Genomic DNA, 20789 nt, shown 5'->3' on the forward strand with positions numbered 1-20789 from the left:
CTATCTTCTACTTGATTATTGTATACTATTATAAGTAGAATAAGGTGTTGTATCTTGTCGAATGAGTTTAATAACTTATCTTTCTATCAATACAACCTTACACTTTCTACCATTATAACAAATGAATACATGCTTATGGGAGTTTATTCAAACTTTTTCAATGAAACCTTAAAGCGTTTGCTCTCATCTTAGCCATGTACTTCCATTCGTCTTCCTGTCTAAAGGAAACGTTTAGCGGACTAATTATCATACTTTAGGAAGGTGAATACATTGAAACGTGGATTAAAAGGGCTTTCGGTTATTGTAACGTTAGCAATGCTCCTGATTTTACTTGGAGGAGCACTTGTAACCAAAACTGGATCAGGAGATGGCTGTGGTGACTCCTGGCCTCTATGTAACGGTGAACTAATACCCAGCAACATAACATTTGAACTCGTCATTGAGCTTAGTCACAGACTTGTATCGGGGGCTTCAGGCATCTTAGTACTTTTACTTTGTGTGTGGGCTTGGATTGCACTAGGGCATATTCGTGAGGTAAGACCACTTGCTTTTATCTCATTTTTCTTCTTAGTTTTGCAAGCGCTAATCGGTGCCGCTGCGGTTATGTGGGGGCAATCGGATGCCGTACTTGCACTACATTTTGGGATTTCACTAATTTCATTTGCATCCGTTCTGTTATTAACCCTCATCATTTTTGAGGTTGATAAAAAGTTTGATGCAGACAGCGTCGTCATCGGTTCCACTATGAAAAAGCATATTTATGGGTCTATCCTTTATACGTACGTTGTTGTCTATACAGGAGCGCTGGTACGCCATAAAGAAGCAAGCCTAGCTTGTCCTGACATCCCATTTTGCTCCAATGCAAACAATTGGCTGCCAGGGGATATTAACCAGTGGATTCAAATGGGACACCGCACAGCTGCTACTTTGATTTTTGTTTGGATCTTAATTGCATTTATTCATGCATTTAAGCACTATCGTGACCAAAAGAACATTTATTATAGCTGGCTAATTGCTTTGGTGTTAGTAACACTTCAAGCTATTTCAGGTATGCTCGTTGTGGTTACTCGTCTAAACTTAGGATTAGCTTTAGCGCACGCTTTAATTATCTCTCTATTATTCGGCGTCTTGAGCTACTTGACTCTTCTAGCTACCCGCAGTAAAAAGACAAAATAAAAAGTACGAGCAGAAATTCTGCTCGTACTTTTTTTAGCTTTCAAATTCAACAAGTAAGTCGCCTGGTTGAATCGCCTCTCCACTTCCTACATGAATATTTTTCACAATACCATCAAACGGTGCTTGTACCGTTGTTTCCATTTTCATTGCTTCTGTAATCATGAGGTGGTCACCTTTTGATACCTTATCACCTTTTTCAACAATAACACGAATGACTGTTCCAGGCATAGATGCTCCAATTTGATTTGGATTTGTTGGATCAGCCTTCATTTTTGATACAACCGTTGTCTTCACACTTTCATCTTTAATGACAACTTCACGAGGTTGACCATTCAATTCAAAGTAGATTGTACGATTACCGTCAGCTTGCGCTTCCCCAATTGATACAAGGCGAACAATTAATGTTTTCCCTTTTTCAATTTCAATTTCAGCCTCTTCTCCAAGGCGCATTCCATATAAGAAAGTAGCCGTATCAAGTACGGAAATATCACCATATTGCTCAACGGCTTTGTGATAATCCATAAATACTTTCGGATATAAAGCATAGGCTAAGGCATCAAAGCTTGTAACTTGACGTCCTAACTCATGGAATAGCTTTTCCTTAAGAGCATTAAAATCAACATCTTCTAACAGTTCACCCGGACGCACCGTAATTGGCTTTTTACCTTTTAAAATAATTTGTTGAAGCTGCTCAGGGAACCCACCGTGTGGTTGACCTAAATACCCCTCAAATAATTCAATAACTGAATCAGGGAAGTCTAATGATTCACCACGTTCAAATAGCGTTTCTTCCGTTAAGTTATTTTGAACCATAAACAGAGCCATGTCTCCTACAACTTTAGAAGAAGGCGTTACTTTGACAATATCACCAAATAACTGGTTCACACGTGAATACATGTCTTTTACTTCATCCCAGCGGTTTCCAAGACCAACTGCTTTCGCCTGCTGTTGAAGGTTGCTGTATTGACCACCTGGCATTTCATGAACATAAACTTCCGTATGTGGAGCATTCATGCCACTTTCAAAATCTTGATAGTACTTACGTACATCTTCCCAATAGTAAGATAGCTGTTCAAGGTTTTGGATGTCTAACTTCGGCTTACGCTCCGTTCCTTCTAAAGCGTAATATAACGAATTGGCACTTGGCTGCGATGTTAAACCTGCCATTGCGCTTACTGCTACGTCCACAATATCAACGCCTGCTTCAATTGCCTTGGCATATGTTAGAATCCCGTTTCCGCTCGTATCATGCGTGTGAAGATGAATTGGAATATCCACCGTTTCTTTTAATGCAGATACTAAATCGTAAGCTGCTTGAGGCTTTAATAAACCTGCCATATCTTTAATCCCTAAGATATGGGCCCCAGATTGCTCTAGTTCTTTTGCAAGATTTTTGTAGTACGTTAAATCATACTTGCGACGAGATGGATCTAAAATATCGCCCGTATAGCACATTGCTGCTTCGGCAATTTTACCTGTTTGTCGTACGGAATCAATCGCTAACGTCATACCTTCAACCCAGTTTAAGCTATCAAAAATTCGGAACACGTCAATTCCTGCATACGCTGATTTTTCTACAAACTCTTTAATAACGTTATCGGGATAGTTTTTATATCCTACAGCGTTTGACGCACGCAGTAGCATTTGGAATAAAACATTTGGCGCCTCTTGACGGAGCGTCAATAAACGATCCCAAGGGTCTTCTTTCAAAAAGCGATACGCTACATCAAACGTCGCTCCTCCCCACATTTCAAGAGAAAATAAATCCGGTAAGAGTCTTGCTGTTGGATTAGCAATTTGTTTTAAGTCATTTGTACGCACACGTGTTGCTAGTAAAGACTGGTGTCCATCTCGGAACGTGGTATCTGTCAAAAGTACTTCCTTACGCTCCTTCACCCAGTTAACAAGCCCTTCAGCACCTTGTTCATCTAAGATTTGCTTCGTTCCATTTGGTACTGGCATCGATAAGTCTAATTGAGGAACGCGAGGTTTTGTGAAGATTGGTTTTTTCTTTTCAGCTACCCCAGGGAAACCGTTAACCGTAACATTTCCAATGTACGTTAGCATTTTAGTACCACGGTCTTTACGCTTAGGAAATACAAATAATTCTGGCGTAGTATCAATAAAGGACGTATCGTATGCTCCCGTTAAGAACTTTTCATGTTTGACCACGTTCTCAAGGAACGGAATGTTTGTTTTAATACCACGAATTCGAAATTCTTTTAAGTTACGAACCATTTTAGAAGCTGCTTGATCAAACGTTAAGGCCCACGTTGTTACTTTTACAAGAAGAGAATCGTAGTAAGGCGTAATGACTGCTCCTTGGAAGCTATTGCCCGTGTCAAGACGCACGCCAAATCCACCGCCTGAACGATACGCCATAATCTTACCCGTATCTGGCATAAAGTTGTTTAGTGGATCTTCTGTTGTTACACGAGATTGAATAGCATAACCATGCGTGATAATTTCTTCTTGTTTCGGTATTGCCACAACATCACTATGAAGATCATAACCATCTGCAATTAAAATTTGAGATTGAACGATATCAACACCTGTAATCATTTCTGTAATAGTGTGTTCCACCTGTACCCGAGGGTTTACTTCAATAAAGTAAAACTCTTTACCTGAAACTAAGAACTCTACAGTACCCGCATTTATGTAGCTCACGTTATCCATAAGCTGTACCGCAGCATCACAGATTTGATCGCGAAGGTCTTCACTTAGCGACAAGCTTGGTGCAACTTCTACTACCTTTTGGTGGCGACGCTGTACGGAACAATCACGCTCATATAAATGAACAACATTTCCGCTGTGATCCCCTAAAATCTGCACTTCAATATGTTTTGGGTTTTCAACAAGCTTTTCCACATATACCTCGTCGCTTCCAAATGCAGCTTTCGCTTCTGACTTAGCACGTTCATACGATTCTGCTAAGCTTGCTTCATCGCGAACGACGCGCATGCCGCGACCGCCTCCACCTAAAGCTGCTTTAATCATGAGAGGATACCCGTGCTGTGCAGCAAATTCTTTTGCTTCATCTAATGAATCAATTGGTCCATCCGTTCCTGGAATGACAGGGATATTGGCTTGAATTGCTTGATGACGAGCTTTTACTTTATCTCCAAACATATCTAAATGCTTAGACTTTGGTCCAATAAATATAATGCCCTCTTCTTCACAACGTTTTGCAAATTGGATATTTTCTGACAAAAAACCGTAGCCAGGGTGTATCGCATCAACATCATGTAGCTTTGCCGTTTTAATAATATCTTCGATGTCTAAATATGCATCGATTGGTTTTTTACCCATACCAACCAAATATGCTTCATCTGCTTTGTATCGATGATAGGAACCCGCATCTTCTTTTGAATAAATTGCCACCGTTCGAATATTTAGCTCCGTACAAGCTCGAAATACTCGAATTGCGATTTCTCCACGATTTGCAACTAGTACTTTTTTTATTTTTTTAGTTACCAGACTCACATCGAATTCTCCCTTCAATCTTTATATAAACTTCAATATATAGCAAAATTGGATAAAAGAAAAGCAAAAATGAACGGAAAGTTATAAATTACCCGTTCATTTTTGCTTTTTTGAGATGATATATATATATCCGAATGTTAAGATAAGTCAGGATTAGCATTATTCGGATAAGAAACAACATTGTTCGCCTTTTTGCTATTTTTTTCTTGATAGTTAACAAAGAACGAAATATTAACGACAATCCCCATTGCAATCATTAAACTCAACAGCGAAGATCCACCATAGCTGATAAACGGAAGCGTTACGCCCGTAATCGGAATAAGGCCGGTTAAACCACCTAGATTGATAAACGCTTGAATTCCAAGCATGGTTGCTACACCGATACAAATAAGGCTAGCAAAAGGGTCGGTTGATCGTTTGGCAAGGGTCAGAATGCGATAGATTAAAAAGCCTAGTAAACCTAAAACAAGAAATACGCCAAAGAAACCAAGCTCTTCTGCAATAACCGCCATGATAAAATCGGTATGTGACTCTGGGAGATAGCCATACTTCTGCACGCTTTCACCCAGACCAAGCCCTTTTAAGCCACCAGAACCGATAGCTAAATAAGAATTTACAAGCTGATACCCCACACCTTGTGCGTGTTTAAATGGATCTGATGCTCCTGTAAAACGTCCGACACGATTTTCAGTCACTTGCCCTGTTAACACACCAATTGTTCCCATTATAGTTAACATGACAAGCCCTAATAAAATAAGCTTAAAAAATGTTTTTCGAGATATGCCCGAACAAAGCATGATTGCAACAGCAATAATTAAAATAATCATACCTGTTCCTAAATCAGGTTGAATTGCTACGAATATGAATATACCCATTGTTAAGCCAATCGGGCCAATAAAAGCACGCTTAATATCATTTATGTATTCTTGGCGTTTTCCTAATACAAGCGCTAAGTATAAAATAACCGTTAATTTGGCAAACTCAGCGGGCTGTAAACTCGCTCCAGCTAACTTCAACCAGCTCTGAGCGCCTCCTGCCGTATGTCCCATTAAAAACACAAGCCCCAAGAGCCCAAACGTAGCAAGAACAGCTAAAGGTAGAAGCTTTTGGTACAGCTTGTACGGGAATAAAATGGTTGCTAAAAATACGATTCCCGCAATGATAAGCCAGCCTTTTTGTTTAACATAGAAAAAATCACTGTCCTGTCCATATCGCGTAATACTCGTAATCATGCTAGAGCTGTATACCATCACGAGGCCAATGGTGCAAAGGAGCGCAATGGTAATAATGATAGAATAATCATAGTGCTTAAAGATTTTTTTTAGCATAAACCTCTTCCTTTAAACGTTAATAAGTGATGCCTTTACTCATTTTACTATATATTATCTGCTTTCGCTTTTCTCACGTGAGAATGTAAACGAGCTGTAACAAAAAACTCAAACTATCCTTCTAATAGTTTGAGTTTCACCGTGTGTTTTATTTTTTTGTAAACGCTTCATGCAATGCAGAAAGTTCACGCTCAAGTCGATCTAGCAATGTTTTTCCGACATGCTCATCAATTAAATTTAAACGAACTGCAAAATCAATTTCTCTTGATAAACCAAACATTTGTGTATCTAAAACCTCTTCGTAAAGAGGACATTGTGGCATTGTTAAGTTATCCATTTGAACTTGAATTAATTGCAAAATCTTATCTGCATCAGCTTTTAACAATGCATAAGCTTTTTCACGATGATCTATCATTGTCTCAGGCGTCAAACTCAATCCCTCCGTTTCCGAGCGATTACCTAATCTATCTCTTAATAGTAAGGCTTTACTCGTAAAAAAGCAAGAACTAACATGCATGTCATCAGACCTACGAATTCTCTTACAAATTACGCGTATTATTCATCGCAACTCTCGCTTTATTAATATAGATTTATTATAGCACATTCTATTTTAGTACTTCTACCAAAATCCCGAGTATGGATGACAAATTACAAGAAAGCGCTTATACTTTTAGTAAGGAGGCGTTTTTATGAATTCAATTATTTCGCTACATGGGAAAGTACGTTATCCCCTTACGTTAGATCCTGGAGTTTGGATTTTTGATGATCGAAAAGTAGACTTAACTACTTTTTTTGATATTGAAGTCGAAAACGTAGATGAAAATGAACAATACACAAAGGCTGTTTCAAAACATTGGGATCGAGAAATTCAAGAAGGAGCCGTATTCCCACCGACTTTAAAAACAGAAAAAAAATACGAAAAACAAAAATTATTGAACGGTACGTTCGGTATCTCTTTTGCTCCTTTTTTGAAAAATGCTGAGCCTCTAGAAGGTGCAACAGCCGTTACGTTTGTAACAGCTAATCAGTCCGTTAGCTACCCACTAGAAGAGGCTAAAACGCTTATTTTTGGTTTTAGCAAAAATGGAAAGCCATTAACAGAAGATGGCCCAGTACATGTTTATGAGCGTGACGGCTCTAACCGCAACAAGCCGCTTACGTACTTAAAAGAAATTATTATTACATAATGAACGAGCGCGCAGACTGGAAAAGCTGCGCGCTCATTTTTCTCTACTTATAAAATATCAGCAGCTAGCTGTGCGAGACCTGAACGTTCCCCTTTAACTAGCCTTACATGACCTGATATTTTCTGTTCTTTAAATTTTTCAACTACATATGTTAATCCATTATTGTATTCATCAAGATATGGATGATCTATTTGAGCAGGGTCACCCATCAGCACAATTTTACTCTTTTCACCAACGCGGGTTAAAATTGTTTTAACCTCATGCTTTGTTAAGTTTTGTGCTTCGTCAATGATAATGAATTGTTCTGGAATACTTCTTCCTCTAATATACGTAAGGGCTTCTACCTCAATTGAACTAAGGCCCGCTAGGATAGCATCCAGTTCCCCAGGTTTTTTTGTGTTAAATAAATACTCTAAATTATCATAAATCGGCTGCATCCATGGTCGAAGCTTTTCTTGCTTTTCACCTGGTAAAAAACCTAAGTCTTTTCCTACCGGTACAATTGGACGTGCAACCAACAACTTCTTAAAGCAACCTAAATCTTCTGTTTGCATTAAGCCTGATGCTAAAGCTAATAACGTTTTACCGGTTCCAGCTTTTCCAATAAGGGTAACAAGCTGAACATCATCTCGTAAAAGTAATTCAAGGGCCATGATTTGTTGAACATTTCGCGGCTTAATTCCCCAAATATGGTCATATTCAAAGAGAAGTTTTTTTACTTTTGTAGCGGTTTGATCTACGATACCAATAGCCGAACCTGAACCTCCAAATGCATCTTTCATAACGAGAAATTGGTTTGGAAAAAATGGATGATTTGCAATTTGAGACGTGAGAATCTCACCATTCTCATAGAAATGATTTAACACTTCTCTAGGAATATACACTTCCACAAATCCTGTATATATACTGTTAAACTCGACCACTCGATCGCTTAAGAAGTCCTCTGCTTTCAAACCGATCGCATCGGCCTTCACGCGTACCAATACATCTTTACTAACAAGAATAACTTCACGACCGTCTTCCTTGGTTTCCTCTTCGAGCGACAAATTTTTTGCCACCGCTAAAATACGATTATCATTTGTTTTCTCTACAAAGATTTCTTGTAGTTGATGAAATGAACGGTGGTTGAGCTCAATTCGTAAGTGTCCTCCATTTTCCAAAGGAATTTTCTCATGTAATTTCCCATGTTGACGCAAGTTATCAATGAGCTTTGATACTTGTCTCGCATTCCTTCCAACCTCATCCATATTTCTCTTTTTTGAATCTACTTCTTCTAATACTACAGCTGGTATTACAACTTCATTATCATCAAATGAAAAGATTGAATGCGGATCTTGCAATAACACATTTGTATCTAAAACGTAGATTTTTCCCAACAACTCAGCCTCCTACTCCATTTGGTTTCCAGTTAAGGAGTGTAACAAGGAATCCATTCACTTTTATCTTATGTAAACCGCACGCGTGAAGTTCGAGTGAATGGACGGACCATTTGCTTTAAATATATGAACATATGCATAAAGATAGAAGAACTATTGAAAACTAAACACAAATTGCTACAAAAAATGAGCCATTACCAAAGGAGGTATCTCCCAATGAAAAAAGGATTACTTATTGCTAGCTTAGCTTTTTTTGCAATAGCAGGTTGTAACAACAATCAATCACAGATTGAAGAAGGACAAAAAACAGACCGCATCGTTCAGGTGAAAAACTCAACGCCTGAAACTACAACAAAACGCTCTGCTGGGCAAATTTCTCAGCATCTTGTAGGCTTAGCAACAAGCGTTCCAAACGTAAATGATGCCACTGTTATTGTGTTAGGAAAATATGCAATCGTTGGTATTGATGTAAATAATGAAATTGATCGCTCCGAAGTAAGTTCGATTAAATATACGGTAGCAGAAAGCTTAAAAGCAGACCCATACGGAGCAAATTCCGTTGTTGTTGCGGATCCTGATACCGTAACGCGATTAAAAGAAATTGCCAGAGAAATTAGACGTGGTCGACCAGTTACAGGCTTTCTCGATGAACTTGCTGCCATCGTAAATCGCGTGATGCCAGAAGTAGCGGAAGAAATTCGCCGTAATCCAGAACCTACTAAAACAAATGATGAAAAGTTAAACAATGAGCAGCAGCAACAATTACGAGATAAGCAAGAAAAACAATCAAATCATCATCTTCAAAAGAATGAATAAGGAATGGACAAGCTTAGTTTATGCTAAGCTTGTTTTAATGCACTCATTACCTGTTTATCTAATTTAGAAGCAGCTACTGGATCATACGTTTTTTCATAAGTCGGATTGACAGAGATTTTAGACCCATAAAACATAACGTCCCTTACTTCTTTTATGCTTACTTCAATCAGCGCCAGCTTAATCGGAACATCTTCCATTCGTTTTTGCGCAACAACTGCGTATCCTTTGATAGCGTAGCAAGATTCATTTGCAATTAAATTAATAACAACATCCTTACACTGCGAAATATCTTTAACCATTCGGGACTTGCTTGCGACAGCAAAACGGATGATTTCATTGGTTGGAGCATAAATCCATGAAATGGCACTCACATTTGGTCCTTTTGTTTCGTAATCGACGGTTGAAACTGTTACAAAACGTTCTGCTTGTAGCTCTTCGTACAGTGCTTCGACTAAACTGGATTCAACTTCATTTGCCATTTATATCCCTCCCCCCCGTTTATGTATACTTACTTGTTTTCTAGACAGAGAATCCGTTTACCTGCTTACTTTTCCTTGTTTTCAAAACTTTTACATTGGTGAACTATTCCGGGCACTTATCTTTAGATTACGCCGTTTATACGCTTAAAGACAAAGGCTTCGCGTTAAAATAATGACTAAATGCATTTTACAGCTTTATAAACAACGTACTTTGGGCTAGAATGTTGTATAGAGAAAAAGAGGTGAGACAGATGAGAGTAAAGTGTGTTCTATGCGATAAAATTGAATCAATTGAGGATGAAACGGTTGTAGCAAAAAGACTTCGTAATCGTCCTATACATACATATATGTGCAATGAATGCTCAGAACGTATTGAAGAGCGTACAAAAGAACGAATTGCTACCGGAAACTTTAAGCTATATCAATCCAAACAAACGGAGGAGGACTGGTAAGCATGTTTTATAAAGGAATGGTTGTAGGAGTAATAAGCGGCACTGTGCTAGGTTTGATCTTAAAATGGATAGAGCAGCTGACGTCTAAAAAGGTTTATACACTCTTATTAAACGTCGATTTTATCCCCTTTATAGGAGACATTAAATGGTCTGAATGGATTGAATTTTGTTTTCATCTAGTCATTGCAGTAGTTATTGGAATTGTTTTTATGTGGATCCAAAATCGATTTCATTACTTATCTTCAGGCCGCATGCTTATTGTAGCCATTTTTTTAACTTTACCTACCATTCCTTTATATTTTCCTCTTACCGCTTTAGCGATTAAAGATACTCCACGTATTGATGACATGTTGGCGTTCTTCTATTGGACGGTGGGCCATATTCTTTTTGCCCTGTCTTTATGGATATGTAGCTTCATTTATAAAAGCCGCTAAGATTTGTGCTTAGCGGCTTTTACATATTTATCGTTGAGTCTTCTTTTTTAGATTGATACAGCCGAATCTTATAAATAATTAAAATAAGCGCTGCCACAACTAACCCTTCTGCTACAGGCAAAAAGATACCTAAAAACGTAAGAACAGTACAGCCGAATCCTAAAAACAAGTAAATGATAATGGATTTTAAAAGAGGCAATTTTTTCGCAAACCCCAATTTATATACAACAATTGACAGCAATAAAATCGTAAGATAAAGCATCCACATTCCCACATCCGAGTTCTTATCAACACGATATAAAGCTGCAAAAAAAGACAGACGATCTTCTACGTTCACCCTAGTTTCCCTCCTTCTATGTCATTCTACCAACGTCTCGTTTTTGAGGTAGACTTCTTTTCTTATCAACATATACAATATTCGACAATAAAGGGTTTTTCACCTCTATAAAAAGCAAAAAAGTTGCTAGAGCATAGCGCTTTAGCAACTTTTTTACTGCTTATTTCATATCAGCATATTTTTTCTTTTTCGCGATTTTTTCACGCTCGTTTTTATCTAGAATCTTTTTACGTAAACGAATAGATTCTGGCGTAATTTCACAATACTCATCATCGTTTAAGTATTCAAGAGATTGTTCTAAAGACATGATACGAGGCTTTTTCATACCTGTTGTTTGATCTTTATTAGCTGAACGCATATTTGTCATTTGTTTCATTTTACAAATGTTAACAACAAGATCATTTTCGCGCGTATGCTCACCAACGATCATTCCTTCATAAACTTCCGTACCTGGCTCTAAGAAGATTGTACCGCGGTCTTCTACACCTTGGATTCCGTAAGTTGATGATTTCCCTGTTTCCATTGATACAAGTACACCTTGACGACGTCCGCCTACTTGACCAGCTTGCATTGGCTGATAGCTATCAAATGAGTGGTTGATGATACCAAAACCACGAGTTAATGATAAAAACTCTGTTGTATATCCAATTAATCCACGAGCTGGTACCATGAAAATAAGGCGAACTTGCCCATTTCCGTTGTTGATCATATCAACCATTTCACCTTTACGAGCACCCATAGATTCCATAATAGAACCAGTATGCTCTTCTGGTACGTCGATTTGAACGCGCTCTACAGGCTCACAGCGTACGCCATCAATTTCACGTACAATTACTTCTGGTTTTGACACCTGAATTTCATAGCCTTCACGACGCATATTTTCAATTAAAATAGATAAATGAAGCTCACCGCGTCCTGATACAACCCATACGTCTGGAGAGTCCGTGTTTTCAACACGAAGACTTACGTCTGTCTCAAGTTCAGACATTAAGCGCTCTTCAATTTTACGAGATGTAACAAATTTACCTTCACGTCCTGCAAACGGTGAATTGTTTACTAGGAACGTCATTTGTAATGTCGGCTCATCGATACGTAATACTGGAAGTGCTTCTTGATGTTCTGACGGACAAACCGTTTCACCCACGTTAATGTCTTCCATTCCTGATACGGCAATTAGATCTCCAGCTTTTGCTTCTTCGATTTCTACACGCTTTAATCCTAGGAAACCGAACATCTTCGTTACGCGGAATTGCTTAACTGAACCATCAAGCTTCATTAAAGCAACTTGCTGTCCTACTTTCATTGTTCCGCGGAATACGCGTCCTACTCCAATACGACCAACGTAATCGTTATAATCAAGCATCGCTACTTGGAATTGAAGCGGCTCTTCGCTGTTGTCAACTGGTGCTGGAATGTGTTCAACAATTGCATCAAATAATGCTTCCATGTTGTCATCTTGCTTCTCAGGGTCTACGCTTGCAGTTCCGTTAATTGCTGATGCGTATACAACTGGGAATTCAATTTGCTCTTCGCTTGCACCTAACTCAATAAATAAGTCAATCACTTCATCAACAACTTCAGTTGGACGAGCAAAGTCACGGTCAATTTTGTTTACAACAACGATTGGTGTTAATTTTTGTTCTAATGCTTTCTTTAATACAAAACGTGTTTGAGGCATACAACCTTCGTACGCATCAACAACAAGTAGAACACCGTCTACCATTTTCATAATACGTTCAACTTCTCCACCGAAGTCGGCATGTCCTGGCGTATCCATGATATTGATACGCGTATCTTTATAATTAATAGCTGTATTTTTAGCTAAAATTGTAATTCCACGCTCACGCTCTAGGTCATTTGAGTCCATCGCACGCTCTTCCACGTGCTCGTTTGTACGGAAAGTTCCGGACTGATGTAATAATTTATCTACTAACGTTGTTTTCCCATGGTCTACATGGGCAATAATGGCAATATTACGTAAATCTTTACGAATGTTCACGCATTTCACTCCTATGCTTGTAATAACTAAGCTATTATATCACACTAAATCTAGAATTGCTGAATGATTTTGTTGTACACTATACTTATTGAATAAATTTGGGAGGAATCAACATGAAAAACATTAAGTGGGTATTTGTTTTATATGCAATGCTAGCAACGTTCTCAATTATGGCAATTGGTATATTTATCGGGGAAGGAAGCGCTATCGGTGTAATTGGATCTCTCGTTGCCCTCGTTACAATTATGGGCTTCGGATTTACAACGAAAAAGAAAATGCGTGAAAAAAATCAGCTATAATTTTTTTCTAAATGAGAGAGAAAAAACGAAACACCCTTGGAACAGTTTTATTCTAAGGGTGTTTTTTTTAGCCTTTATACTTAGAAAGATACGTAGACAAAATTTCTTCGTGTAAACCCGGCTTTGCGACAAATACACTGCTTCTGTCTAAAATATCTAAAGGCTTCCCTTTTAAATCGGTTACGACGCCCCCCAGCTCCTCAATTAAAATTTTCCCTGCTGCGAAGTCCCACGGCGCTAAGCGCATCGTAATATAAGCGTCTAACCTTCCTGATGCAACATATGCAAGCTCAATCGCTGCGGACCCATACGACCTTGTTCCTCTCACACGCGTTACCAGAGGTGAAAGCACAGATGGATCGATTCTTCTGTTTTCCGTTACCCACGTTGCGTTTAAGCTAACAATAGACTCTTCAATGCTAACTTGCTTCAAAGGCGGTAGCTGTTGATCATTTATATATGCTCCCTTCCCTTTTCTAGCATGGTACAGCTCATCATGTACAACATCATATATGAATCCAGCTTGTCCAACTCCATTTTCAAAAATACCTACGGAAATAGCAAAATTTCGCTGTTGATGAACAAAGTTCATCGTTCCATCAATCGGATCAATGACCCAAATAACCCCCTCAGATGTTTCAATTTTTTCGCCATACCCTTCCTCACCTAAGATACGATGGTCTGGAAATACTTCTTTAATCTTCGAAATAAAGAACTGTTCAATATCTTTATCCATATTGGTAACTAAATCGTTAGGGTTTGATTTTGTTTCAATCATGAGCTCTCTACTAAAAGAAGCTTTAATTCGATTACCTGCTTCTTTAATCCATTGCTTTGCATATGTATCAACTTGATTCCAAAAATCGCTCATTTATTATTCCCCCTCTTTTTAGATGTCTTATATTAAGCTTAAAAAAACGATTGCAAGATGTCAATTCACAGAACAAAGGAGAGAAGTACTCTCCCTTCTCTCCATTCCCTTTACTATTATATTCACCAGTTTTTTCTACTCTCATTCCAGAGTAAGCTATCTTTATTGCAGAGCAATCATTTCTTGACGAAGCTTTTCTAGCTTTTGTTTGCACTGATTCTTTTTCTCTTCATTATTTTCAACCATTGCCTCATAAAGCGTAGCTAATTCGTAATCAAGTTCTAATCGAATAACTCCTAGTCTCTTTTGCCCATCATTCTTCTTATACATATTCACCACTTGTTTCATTGATGAAACACCCCTCTCAATAATAATGAATAGTCTCCAAACGGCTTCAATAAAACTAAATTTTCAGAATTTTATTAGATTAGTATAGTCTATGTTGAAGCACAATTTCATGTAACTAAATTGTGTGATTACCTATAAAAAAATGATAGACGTGTTTTTGACAAGCATATGCGAATAAATTGGTGATTATGCCCTTTCTATGGTAAAATCACTACGAAATATGAGATGAATTATCTATTATTAGATATTGGAGGTATTGAATTTGTTTGCAGGATTTTCAGAAGCTGATTTTAACGTATTTACAATAGATGGTTTAGATGAACGTATGGAAGCAATAAAAACACAAATCCGTCCTAAATTCGAAGAATTAAGTACACATTTTGCTCCTACACTTTCCTCATTAACGGGCGATGAAATGTTTATCCATGTAGCAAAGCATGCGCGTAGAACGGTGAATCCACCAAAAGATACATGGGTAGCGTTCGCTCCTAATAAGCGCGGCTATAAAATGTTGCCTCACTTCCAAATTGGCCTTTGGGGTACTCACGTTTTCGTTTGGTTTGCAGTTATATACGAAGCACCAATTAAGTCTGTATACGGCAGAATACTCGCTGACCAAATAGACCACATTAAAGAGAAAATTCCTCAATCATTCGTTTGGTCAAAAGATCACACAAAACCCGCTGTTGAAAAAATGAGCGCCTTATCTGAGACAGAACTTAAGGGATTATTTGAGCGATTAGAACATGTTAAAAAAGCAGAGATTTTATGTGGAATTAACGTATCAAAAGAAGAAGCAGTTAACATGACTGGCCAACAATGGATTGATTTAATTGATGATACATTTAAGACGTTGACTCCTTTATATGAACTAAGTAAAAAAGCTCACGCGTAAAAAAAGCCGCAAGAACAATCTTGCGGCTTTTCTTCATTTCTTCATACGAATAATGTCACCAGATTCTCCGGCTTTTGCTTGTTGAATTGTTCGATAAGATGAATATCCACTTTGATCTTCAAAGTCATTGCAAATTGTTTTTTCTTCTGCTTTACTTGGAACAATTTCTTTAAATCGACGGTAAATACTCATTAGCTGTTCACGTTCAATTCCTTTTTCATACGCTTTTTCAATGCTTTCAAAAAATTTAACCACATCAATAATTTCTTCTGTACTCCAATCAAGGGAGATAGGATATTGATATTCCATCTAACTCCTCCGCTCACTTTTTTATGTATTTGTCCTAGGACTTTCAAATAATACTTTATCATATGAATTCAGCTTCACAAAACTTTATCACTATGCACAAGTTTACATTCATTTCTTATAATGCGAATATGTTTAAAAAATCCCTTTGCAAACATATTAATAAGTGCTATAATTCATTTGTTTTATTGAATACATAACGAAGAAAACGTATGAAATTACATTTCTTCTTATTGTTTTTATTTTTATAAAACAGTTTACATGTCATGCACATTTAATCAGTGGAGAATGAATCTCCACTGATTCTTAGTTATAGCAATATAGCGCACGGGAGACCTTCATACAAAAGCTGGCTCCACTCATTATTTTATTAAAGAGGTGTTTAGCAAAGTTGACTTCTCAATTCTCAACTCCATTATTCACAGGGTTAGTGGAACATGCAAAAAAAAATCCTACTCAGTTTCATATTCCTGGTCATAAAAAAGGAAACGGTATGGACCCTGAATTTAAAGATTTTATTGGCGACAACGCACTTTCAATTGATTTAATTAATATTGGTCCACTTGATGATTTACATCAGCCAAAAGGCATTATTAAAGAAGCACAGGACTTAGCCGCTGAAGCGTTCGGAGCAGATCATACCTTCTTTTCTGTTCAAGGCACAAGCGGAGCTATCATGGCAATGGTCATGACAACTTGTGGACCCGGAGATAAAATCATTGTTCCTAGAAACGTTCATAAATCCGTTATGAGCGCCGTTGTCTTTTCTGGAGCTACCCCTGTTTTTATTCATCCAGAAATTGATGAAAATCTTGGTATATCTCATGGAATTACAACTGACGCGGTTGAAAAAGCACTAGCTCAGCATCCCGATGCAAAAGCAGTACTCGTTATTAACCCAACTTACTTCGGAATTTCAGGTGATTTACGTAAAATTGTTGAAGTAGCTCATTCTTATAAGGTGCCTGTTTTGGTTGATGAGGCTCACGGTGTTCATATTCATTTCCACGATGAGCTACCGCTATCAGCTATGCAAGCAGGGGCAGATATGGCTGCTACAAGTGTTCACAAACTTGGAGGATCAATGACCCAAAGTTCTATTTTAAACGTTCGTGAGGGGCTTGTATCGCCGCAGCGCGTTCAAGCAATCCTAAGTATGTTAACAACGACTTCTACATCTTATGTCTTACTGGCTTCTTTGGACGTAGCTCGTAAACGATTAGCTACAGAAGGTGAAAAGTTAGCTAATCAAGCCATTGCATTAGCTGCATATGCGCGCACGGAGCTTAACAAAATCGCACATATTCACTGTATTGGTCGTGAGATTTTAGGAACAAAAGCAACGTACGATTTAGATCCTACAAAGCTTATTATTTCCGTATCAGACCTTGGGATTACAGGATATGACGTGGAGAAGTGGCTGCGCGAGACACACAATATTGAAGTTGAAATGTCCGATTTATATAATGTTTTATGTATTGTAACACCAGGAGACAGCAAAGAAGACATCGATCGCTTACTTAATGCTTTACAGCAGCTGTCGAGGGACGTTCATCATTTAGCTGAAAAAGCAATAAAACCAGCTATCTTACTCCCTGACATTCCAGTCTTAGCAGTTACTCCTCGCGATGCTTTTTATGCTGAAACGGAGGTCGTGCCCTTCCACGAATCAGCTGGTCGAATTATTGCTGAGTTTGTGATGGTGTATCCACCAGGAATTCCAATTTTTATTCCTGGAGAAATTATTACAGAAGAGAATTTGAGTTATATTCAAACAAACTTAGAAGCTGGTCTACCCGTTCAAGGTCCGGAAGATTTCGAACTAAAAACACTCCGTGTAATTAAAGAACATAAAGCGATTCAATAAAAAAGGTGCGCTATAATGCGCACCTTTTTCTATTTATTAGTCTAAATCTTCATGGTTTGCTTGACATTCTCCATCTTTACATTTTGAATATAATCGCGTCACTTTCTCATCTTCAAAATGTTCAATTGTGCAGTTGCAAGTTTGACATACAATAGTTCCCATGTATAACTCCCCTTTGGTTTCAAAGATTTTTGAAAGCGTTTTATTCTTCTTGATATTATAATAGTATGTAACATTTATTCTGTCAATACCAAATTAGTATGTCACATTTATTTTTTTAACCGTCTTTTTTCGACATTCAAACATAAACAAGGCATACACATATGTATGCCTTTATAGGATAAGCTATTCATTATTGTTCAGTTGGCTAATTAATACATGCTTAACGTCTTCTTGTGATAACCCTTTCCAAAACAGCGTACCGTTAATTAGCAAGTCCACATGCAAATGTAATTCTGTATTATCCTTTTGCACCTCTCCGCTTGTACCTGAATTGCCAACATAGCCAATTAGCGTCTCTTCTGTAACCGCGTCACCCACGCTTAACTCTGAATCGACTTGATTCAGGTGAGCAAATCGCGCCTGCATGCCATTGTCATACTGAATCCATACTTGTCTTCCACGCAGCTTATCGAGAATATAAGCAGGAGTCTTTTGAACCTCTTTACAATATGCTAAATCTTTATTTCGCTGCTCGACCGATTTATAAGGCTTATAATCATGATCTACCCGTACCACTTTTCCTTTCCCCATTCCGTATACTTCAGTTTCTTTATTGACAACTACCCCTGCTGAGTATGTATACCAATCTAACCCTTCATGAAAGCCATGACGATATGTACGATTAGCTCCTGGTAAATGAGAAGGAAACGTATCTGCTTTGGCATTTTCTAACGGCGATGTTAACCCACTCATATATTGCATTACTTCTTCTCTTGTAAACTGCCTAGTACTAACAGCTTGAGCTGCTGATTCATTTGCTTCAGATGATTTTAAAATAGCATAAGATGCCTTCATTTTAACGTAGCTAGGTTCATGTTTTTCCAAAAATGATGCTGACAAAAAAGCTCGGTTGTTTTGAATAAAAAAGTCTTTTTTTGCAAGTGGAACAAGTTCATTATTGATCTGGACTACGGGTACATTTTCAATAAATGTGTAAACGTTATCTGCAACAACAAGCTGAAGCTGACGATCAATTGGGCTGTATACAGAATTATAAGCAGGTGATTCAGTCGTCATATCTAAATAGGGTTTTCCTTTCTTATATACATACCCTACTTTTTCTTCGGTACTTAACTTCATAAATAAAAAGACGGTACACGCCATTAAAACTGCTACAGTTAGCCATACTCTTTTTTTCATACGGACTCCCCTTTCTATTATTACGTCATTTTGTCCTCTTTGACATTGTCTTAAACGAAAGATGAATCGTATTGCATAGAGACATCATAAAGATGGTTTCATGTATAGTAAAAAAGGTTAAAAGAGAAACTGTACATAAGAGATTTGTTTCACGAAAGGAGTGCGAGCTAATTGAAAAAGCTGACGCCAGTGTTTTTGTTTTCTGTTATTATTGCCGTTTTGTTTATTATTTGGGGAGTCATTCCAGAAAGCACCCTTGGAAGTGCTGCTTTAACACCTGTTACCAGTTCTATTCATCAATTTATTATTGAAAAATTTGGCTGGTATTACTTATTAGCTGCTACCCTATTTTTAGGGTTTACGCTATTTTTAATTTTCTCACGCTATGGGAATATTAAGTTAGGTAAGACAGAAGACGAACCTCAATACAGCTATATATCTTGGTTTGCCATGCTGTTTAGTGCAGGGATGGGAATTGGGTTAGTATTCTGGGGAGCTTCTGAACCTATTAACCATTTTCATACGCCCCCTTCCGGAGATGGAAATACAGCAGAAGCTGCTAGAGCGGCCATGCGGTATTCTTTTTTTCACTGGGGATTACATCCTTGGGCTATTTATTCCGTGCTTGCTTTGGCACTTGCGTACTTCCAATTTCGTAAGGGCTATCCTTTTGTAATCAGTAACATTTTACGTCCTCTCCTAGGTAAACGCTTAGACGGAGGGTTAGGTACGCTTATCAACGTTATTGCCGTGTTTGCAACAGTATTTGGTGTCGCCACATCTCTTGGTTTGGGAGCCATTCAGATTACAGGTGGACTTTCTTATTTATCTCCAGCTATTGATAACAACTTTACTACACAGCTCATCGTTATTATTATTGTTACGGTATTATTTATGTTATCGGCTCAAACTGGTCTTAATAAAGGAATTAAATACTTAAGTAACATTAATATCTTATTAGCTATTCTGTTAATGCTATTTTTACTGTTTGCTGGCCCTACAAACTTTATAATGGACCTATTCGTCACAACAATCGGGTCTTATATTCAATATTTACCATCCATGAGTTTCCGCTTAAGTCCATTTGATAACAATACGTGGGTTCAGGATTGGACGATTTTTTATTGGGCTTGGTGGATTGCTTGGGCTCCATTTGTTGGAACCTTTATAGCGCGTATTTCCCGCGGACGTACGATTCGAGAGTTTTTAATTGGCGTGTTAGCAGTCCCAACAATATTTGGTGGACTATGGTTTTCTGTATTCGGTGGATCGGCTATTCATTTAGATTACTTTAAAAACATACCGGTTATGGATGTCATTAACGAACGAGGTTCAGAAGTAGCTCTTTTTTATGTATTAGAACAATTTCCATTCGGAACGGTCATGTCCATTATTGCTATTTGTTTAATTGCTACCTTCTTCATTACGTCAGCCGACTCTGCAACATTTGTTCTTGGCATGCAAACGACGAACGGTGACTTAAATCCATCAAATTCCGTGAAGTTCATTTGGGGACTGGTTCAAACTTTAACTGCCGTTATTTTACTCTGGACTGGTGGATTAGATGCGCTTCAGACAGCCGCCATTATTGCCGCACTACCATTTTCAATCGTATTGGTACTTACGGTCTTCTCACTCATCAAATCGTTTAGAGAAGAATTGAAAAAGGCAAATATACATCCTAAAAAAATCTAAGAAAAGAAGCATTCCCTTTTTTGGAATGCTTCTTTCACTATGTTATAATTTCACATTAAACGAAATAATCCTTTTATTA

At 37.9% G+C, this 20789-nt stretch carries 21 protein-coding genes; 9 read left to right on the plus strand and 12 right to left on the minus strand.

The window, feature by feature from the left end:
- Nucleotides 1-270: 270 nt before the first annotated feature.
- Complete coding sequence (locus EPL02_RS03185) at nt 271-1176, plus strand: COX15/CtaA family protein (protein WP_094911522.1); 906 nt, start codon at nt 271-273, stop codon at nt 1174-1176.
- Between the two features lie 33 nt (nt 1177-1209).
- Here the strand turns inward: EPL02_RS03185 and pyc are convergent, their stop codons facing one another.
- From pyc to EPL02_RS03200, 3 genes are all read right to left on the minus strand, one after another.
- Nucleotides 1210-4653 (minus strand): pyruvate carboxylase, encoded by a 3444-nt coding sequence (gene pyc / locus EPL02_RS03190; protein ID WP_131887138.1) that lies wholly within the window; start codon nt 4651-4653, stop codon nt 1210-1212.
- Between the two features lie 143 nt (nt 4654-4796).
- Nucleotides 4797-5987, minus strand: a complete 1191-nt coding sequence (locus EPL02_RS03195; protein ID WP_094911523.1) for an FtsW/RodA/SpoVE family cell cycle protein — start codon at nt 5985-5987, stop codon at nt 4797-4799.
- Between the two features lie 148 nt (nt 5988-6135).
- A complete protein-coding gene (locus EPL02_RS03200; RefSeq protein ID WP_373688708.1) occupies nt 6136-6402 on the minus strand; it encodes an Fpa/YlaN family protein in 267 nt (88 codons plus the stop codon).
- A 274-nt stretch (nt 6403-6676) separates the two neighbouring features.
- Between EPL02_RS03200 and EPL02_RS03205 the strand changes: the two genes are divergently transcribed.
- Entirely contained in the window at nt 6677-7174 is a 498-nt protein-coding gene (locus tag EPL02_RS03205; protein WP_131886959.1) for a peptidyl-prolyl cis-trans isomerase, read from the plus strand.
- A 47-nt stretch (nt 7175-7221) separates the two neighbouring features.
- Here EPL02_RS03205 and EPL02_RS03210 read toward each other — a convergent pair whose 3' ends face one another.
- Nucleotides 7222-8550, minus strand: a complete 1329-nt coding sequence (locus EPL02_RS03210) for a PhoH family protein (RefSeq protein ID WP_025909109.1) — start codon at nt 8548-8550, stop codon at nt 7222-7224.
- A 216-nt stretch (nt 8551-8766) separates the two neighbouring features.
- Here EPL02_RS03210 and EPL02_RS03215 point away from each other — a divergent pair, with 216 nt between their 5' ends.
- Entirely contained in the window at nt 8767-9366 is a 600-nt protein-coding gene (locus tag EPL02_RS03215) for a YhcN/YlaJ family sporulation lipoprotein (protein ID WP_131886960.1), read from the plus strand.
- Between the two features lie 23 nt (nt 9367-9389).
- Here the strand turns inward: EPL02_RS03215 and EPL02_RS03220 are convergent, their stop codons facing one another.
- Complete coding sequence (locus EPL02_RS03220) at nt 9390-9845, minus strand: PNPOx family protein (RefSeq protein ID WP_131886961.1); 456 nt, start codon at nt 9843-9845, stop codon at nt 9390-9392.
- A 251-nt stretch (nt 9846-10096) separates the two neighbouring features.
- On the opposite strand from EPL02_RS03220, the gene EPL02_RS03225 reads away from it, so the two are divergent.
- Together EPL02_RS03225 and EPL02_RS03230 are read left to right on the plus strand one after the other, a co-directional pair.
- On the plus strand, nt 10097-10297 hold the full coding sequence (locus tag EPL02_RS03225; protein WP_094911527.1) for a YlaI family protein: 201 nt from the start codon (nt 10097-10099) through the stop codon (nt 10295-10297).
- Between the two features lie 2 nt (nt 10298-10299).
- Entirely contained in the window at nt 10300-10731 is a 432-nt protein-coding gene (locus EPL02_RS03230; protein ID WP_131886962.1) for a hypothetical protein, read from the plus strand.
- Nucleotides 10732-10750: 19 nt separating this feature from the next.
- Here the strand turns inward: EPL02_RS03230 and EPL02_RS03235 are convergent, their stop codons facing one another.
- The gene (locus EPL02_RS03235; RefSeq protein ID WP_025909114.1) at nt 10751-11068 is read right to left on the minus strand and encodes a YlaH-like family protein; all 318 of its coding nucleotides are present in this window, start codon (nt 11066-11068) and stop codon (nt 10751-10753) included.
- 160 nt (nt 11069-11228) lie between these two features.
- Entirely contained in the window at nt 11229-13067 is a 1839-nt protein-coding gene (gene typA, locus EPL02_RS03240) for a translational GTPase TypA (RefSeq protein WP_094911530.1), read from the minus strand.
- Nucleotides 13068-13180: 113 nt separating this feature from the next.
- Here typA and EPL02_RS03245 point away from each other — a divergent pair, with 113 nt between their 5' ends.
- Entirely contained in the window at nt 13181-13366 is a 186-nt protein-coding gene (locus EPL02_RS03245; protein WP_131886963.1) for a YlaF family protein, read from the plus strand.
- A 67-nt stretch (nt 13367-13433) separates the two neighbouring features.
- Here EPL02_RS03245 and EPL02_RS03250 read toward each other — a convergent pair whose 3' ends face one another.
- Together EPL02_RS03250 and EPL02_RS03255 are read right to left on the minus strand one after the other, a co-directional pair.
- A complete protein-coding gene (locus EPL02_RS03250) occupies nt 13434-14237 on the minus strand; it encodes an inositol monophosphatase family protein (RefSeq protein WP_094911532.1) in 804 nt (267 codons plus the stop codon).
- A 162-nt stretch (nt 14238-14399) separates the two neighbouring features.
- Entirely contained in the window at nt 14400-14585 is a 186-nt protein-coding gene (locus EPL02_RS03255; RefSeq protein ID WP_094911533.1) for a hypothetical protein, read from the minus strand.
- Between the two features lie 262 nt (nt 14586-14847).
- Here EPL02_RS03255 and EPL02_RS03260 point away from each other — a divergent pair, with 262 nt between their 5' ends.
- Nucleotides 14848-15480 carry a YktB family protein gene (locus EPL02_RS03260; protein WP_094911534.1) on the plus strand — a complete coding sequence of 211 codons (633 nt, stop codon included), beginning with the start codon at nt 14848-14850 and terminating at the stop codon, nt 15478-15480.
- 33 nt (nt 15481-15513) lie between these two features.
- On the opposite strand, the gene EPL02_RS03265 is transcribed toward EPL02_RS03260, so the two are convergent.
- Nucleotides 15514-15789 (minus strand): UPF0223 family protein, encoded by a 276-nt coding sequence (locus tag EPL02_RS03265; RefSeq protein WP_094911535.1) that lies wholly within the window; start codon nt 15787-15789, stop codon nt 15514-15516.
- 388 nt (nt 15790-16177) lie between these two features.
- On the opposite strand from EPL02_RS03265, the gene EPL02_RS03270 reads away from it, so the two are divergent.
- Nucleotides 16178-17653: an aminotransferase class I/II-fold pyridoxal phosphate-dependent enzyme gene (locus tag EPL02_RS03270; RefSeq protein WP_094911536.1), complete on the plus strand. Its 1476-nt coding sequence runs from the start codon at nt 16178-16180 to the stop codon at nt 17651-17653.
- 36 nt (nt 17654-17689) lie between these two features.
- Here EPL02_RS03270 and EPL02_RS03275 read toward each other — a convergent pair whose 3' ends face one another.
- Entirely contained in the window at nt 17690-17815 is a 126-nt protein-coding gene (locus tag EPL02_RS03275) for a GapA-binding peptide SR1P (protein ID WP_094911537.1), read from the minus strand.
- A 183-nt stretch (nt 17816-17998) separates the two neighbouring features.
- Nucleotides 17999-19015, minus strand: coding sequence for a M23 family metallopeptidase (locus tag EPL02_RS03280; protein WP_094911538.1), 1017 nt, complete (start codon nt 19013-19015; stop codon nt 17999-18001).
- Between the two features lie 171 nt (nt 19016-19186).
- On the opposite strand from EPL02_RS03280, the gene EPL02_RS03285 reads away from it, so the two are divergent.
- Entirely contained in the window at nt 19187-20710 is a 1524-nt protein-coding gene (locus EPL02_RS03285; RefSeq protein ID WP_094911539.1) for a glycine betaine uptake BCCT transporter, read from the plus strand.
- Nucleotides 20711-20789 lie beyond the last annotated feature (79 nt).

Origin of the sequence: Bacillus sp. CBEL-1, assembly GCF_004348885.1 — a bacterium.
Taxonomy (GTDB): Bacteria; Bacillota; Bacilli; order Bacillales; family Bacillaceae_H; genus Priestia; species Priestia aryabhattai_A.

Coding starts and splice junctions, on each gene's coding strand:
- EPL02_RS03230 (WP_131886962.1), top strand. CDS start 10,300: ATGTTTTATAAAGGAATGGTTGTAGGAGTAATAAGCGGCACTGTGCTA.
- EPL02_RS03220 (WP_131886961.1), bottom strand. CDS start 9,845: ATGGCAAATGAAGTTGAATCCAGTTTAGTCGAAGCACTGTACGAAGAG.
- EPL02_RS03275 (WP_094911537.1), bottom strand. CDS start 17,815: ATGGGAACTATTGTATGTCAAACTTGCAACTGCACAATTGAACATTTT.
- EPL02_RS03250 (WP_094911532.1), bottom strand. CDS start 14,237: ATGAGCGATTTTTGGAATCAAGTTGATACATATGCAAAGCAATGGATT.
- EPL02_RS03225 (WP_094911527.1), top strand. CDS start 10,097: ATGAGAGTAAAGTGTGTTCTATGCGATAAAATTGAATCAATTGAGGAT.
- EPL02_RS03215 (WP_131886960.1), top strand. CDS start 8,767: ATGAAAAAAGGATTACTTATTGCTAGCTTAGCTTTTTTTGCAATAGCA.
- EPL02_RS03195 (WP_094911523.1), bottom strand. CDS start 5,987: ATGCTAAAAAAAATCTTTAAGCACTATGATTATTCTATCATTATTACC.
- EPL02_RS03280 (WP_094911538.1), bottom strand. CDS start 19,015: ATGAAAAAAAGAGTATGGCTAACTGTAGCAGTTTTAATGGCGTGTACC.
- EPL02_RS03205 (WP_131886959.1), top strand. CDS start 6,677: ATGAATTCAATTATTTCGCTACATGGGAAAGTACGTTATCCCCTTACG.
- EPL02_RS03245 (WP_131886963.1), top strand. CDS start 13,181: ATGAAAAACATTAAGTGGGTATTTGTTTTATATGCAATGCTAGCAACG.
- EPL02_RS03255 (WP_094911533.1), bottom strand. CDS start 14,585: ATGAAACAAGTGGTGAATATGTATAAGAAGAATGATGGGCAAAAGAGA.
- EPL02_RS03265 (WP_094911535.1), bottom strand. CDS start 15,789: ATGGAATATCAATATCCTATCTCCCTTGATTGGAGTACAGAAGAAATT.
- EPL02_RS03200 (WP_373688708.1), bottom strand. CDS start 6,402: ATGATAGATCATCGTGAAAAAGCTTATGCATTGTTAAAAGCTGATGCA.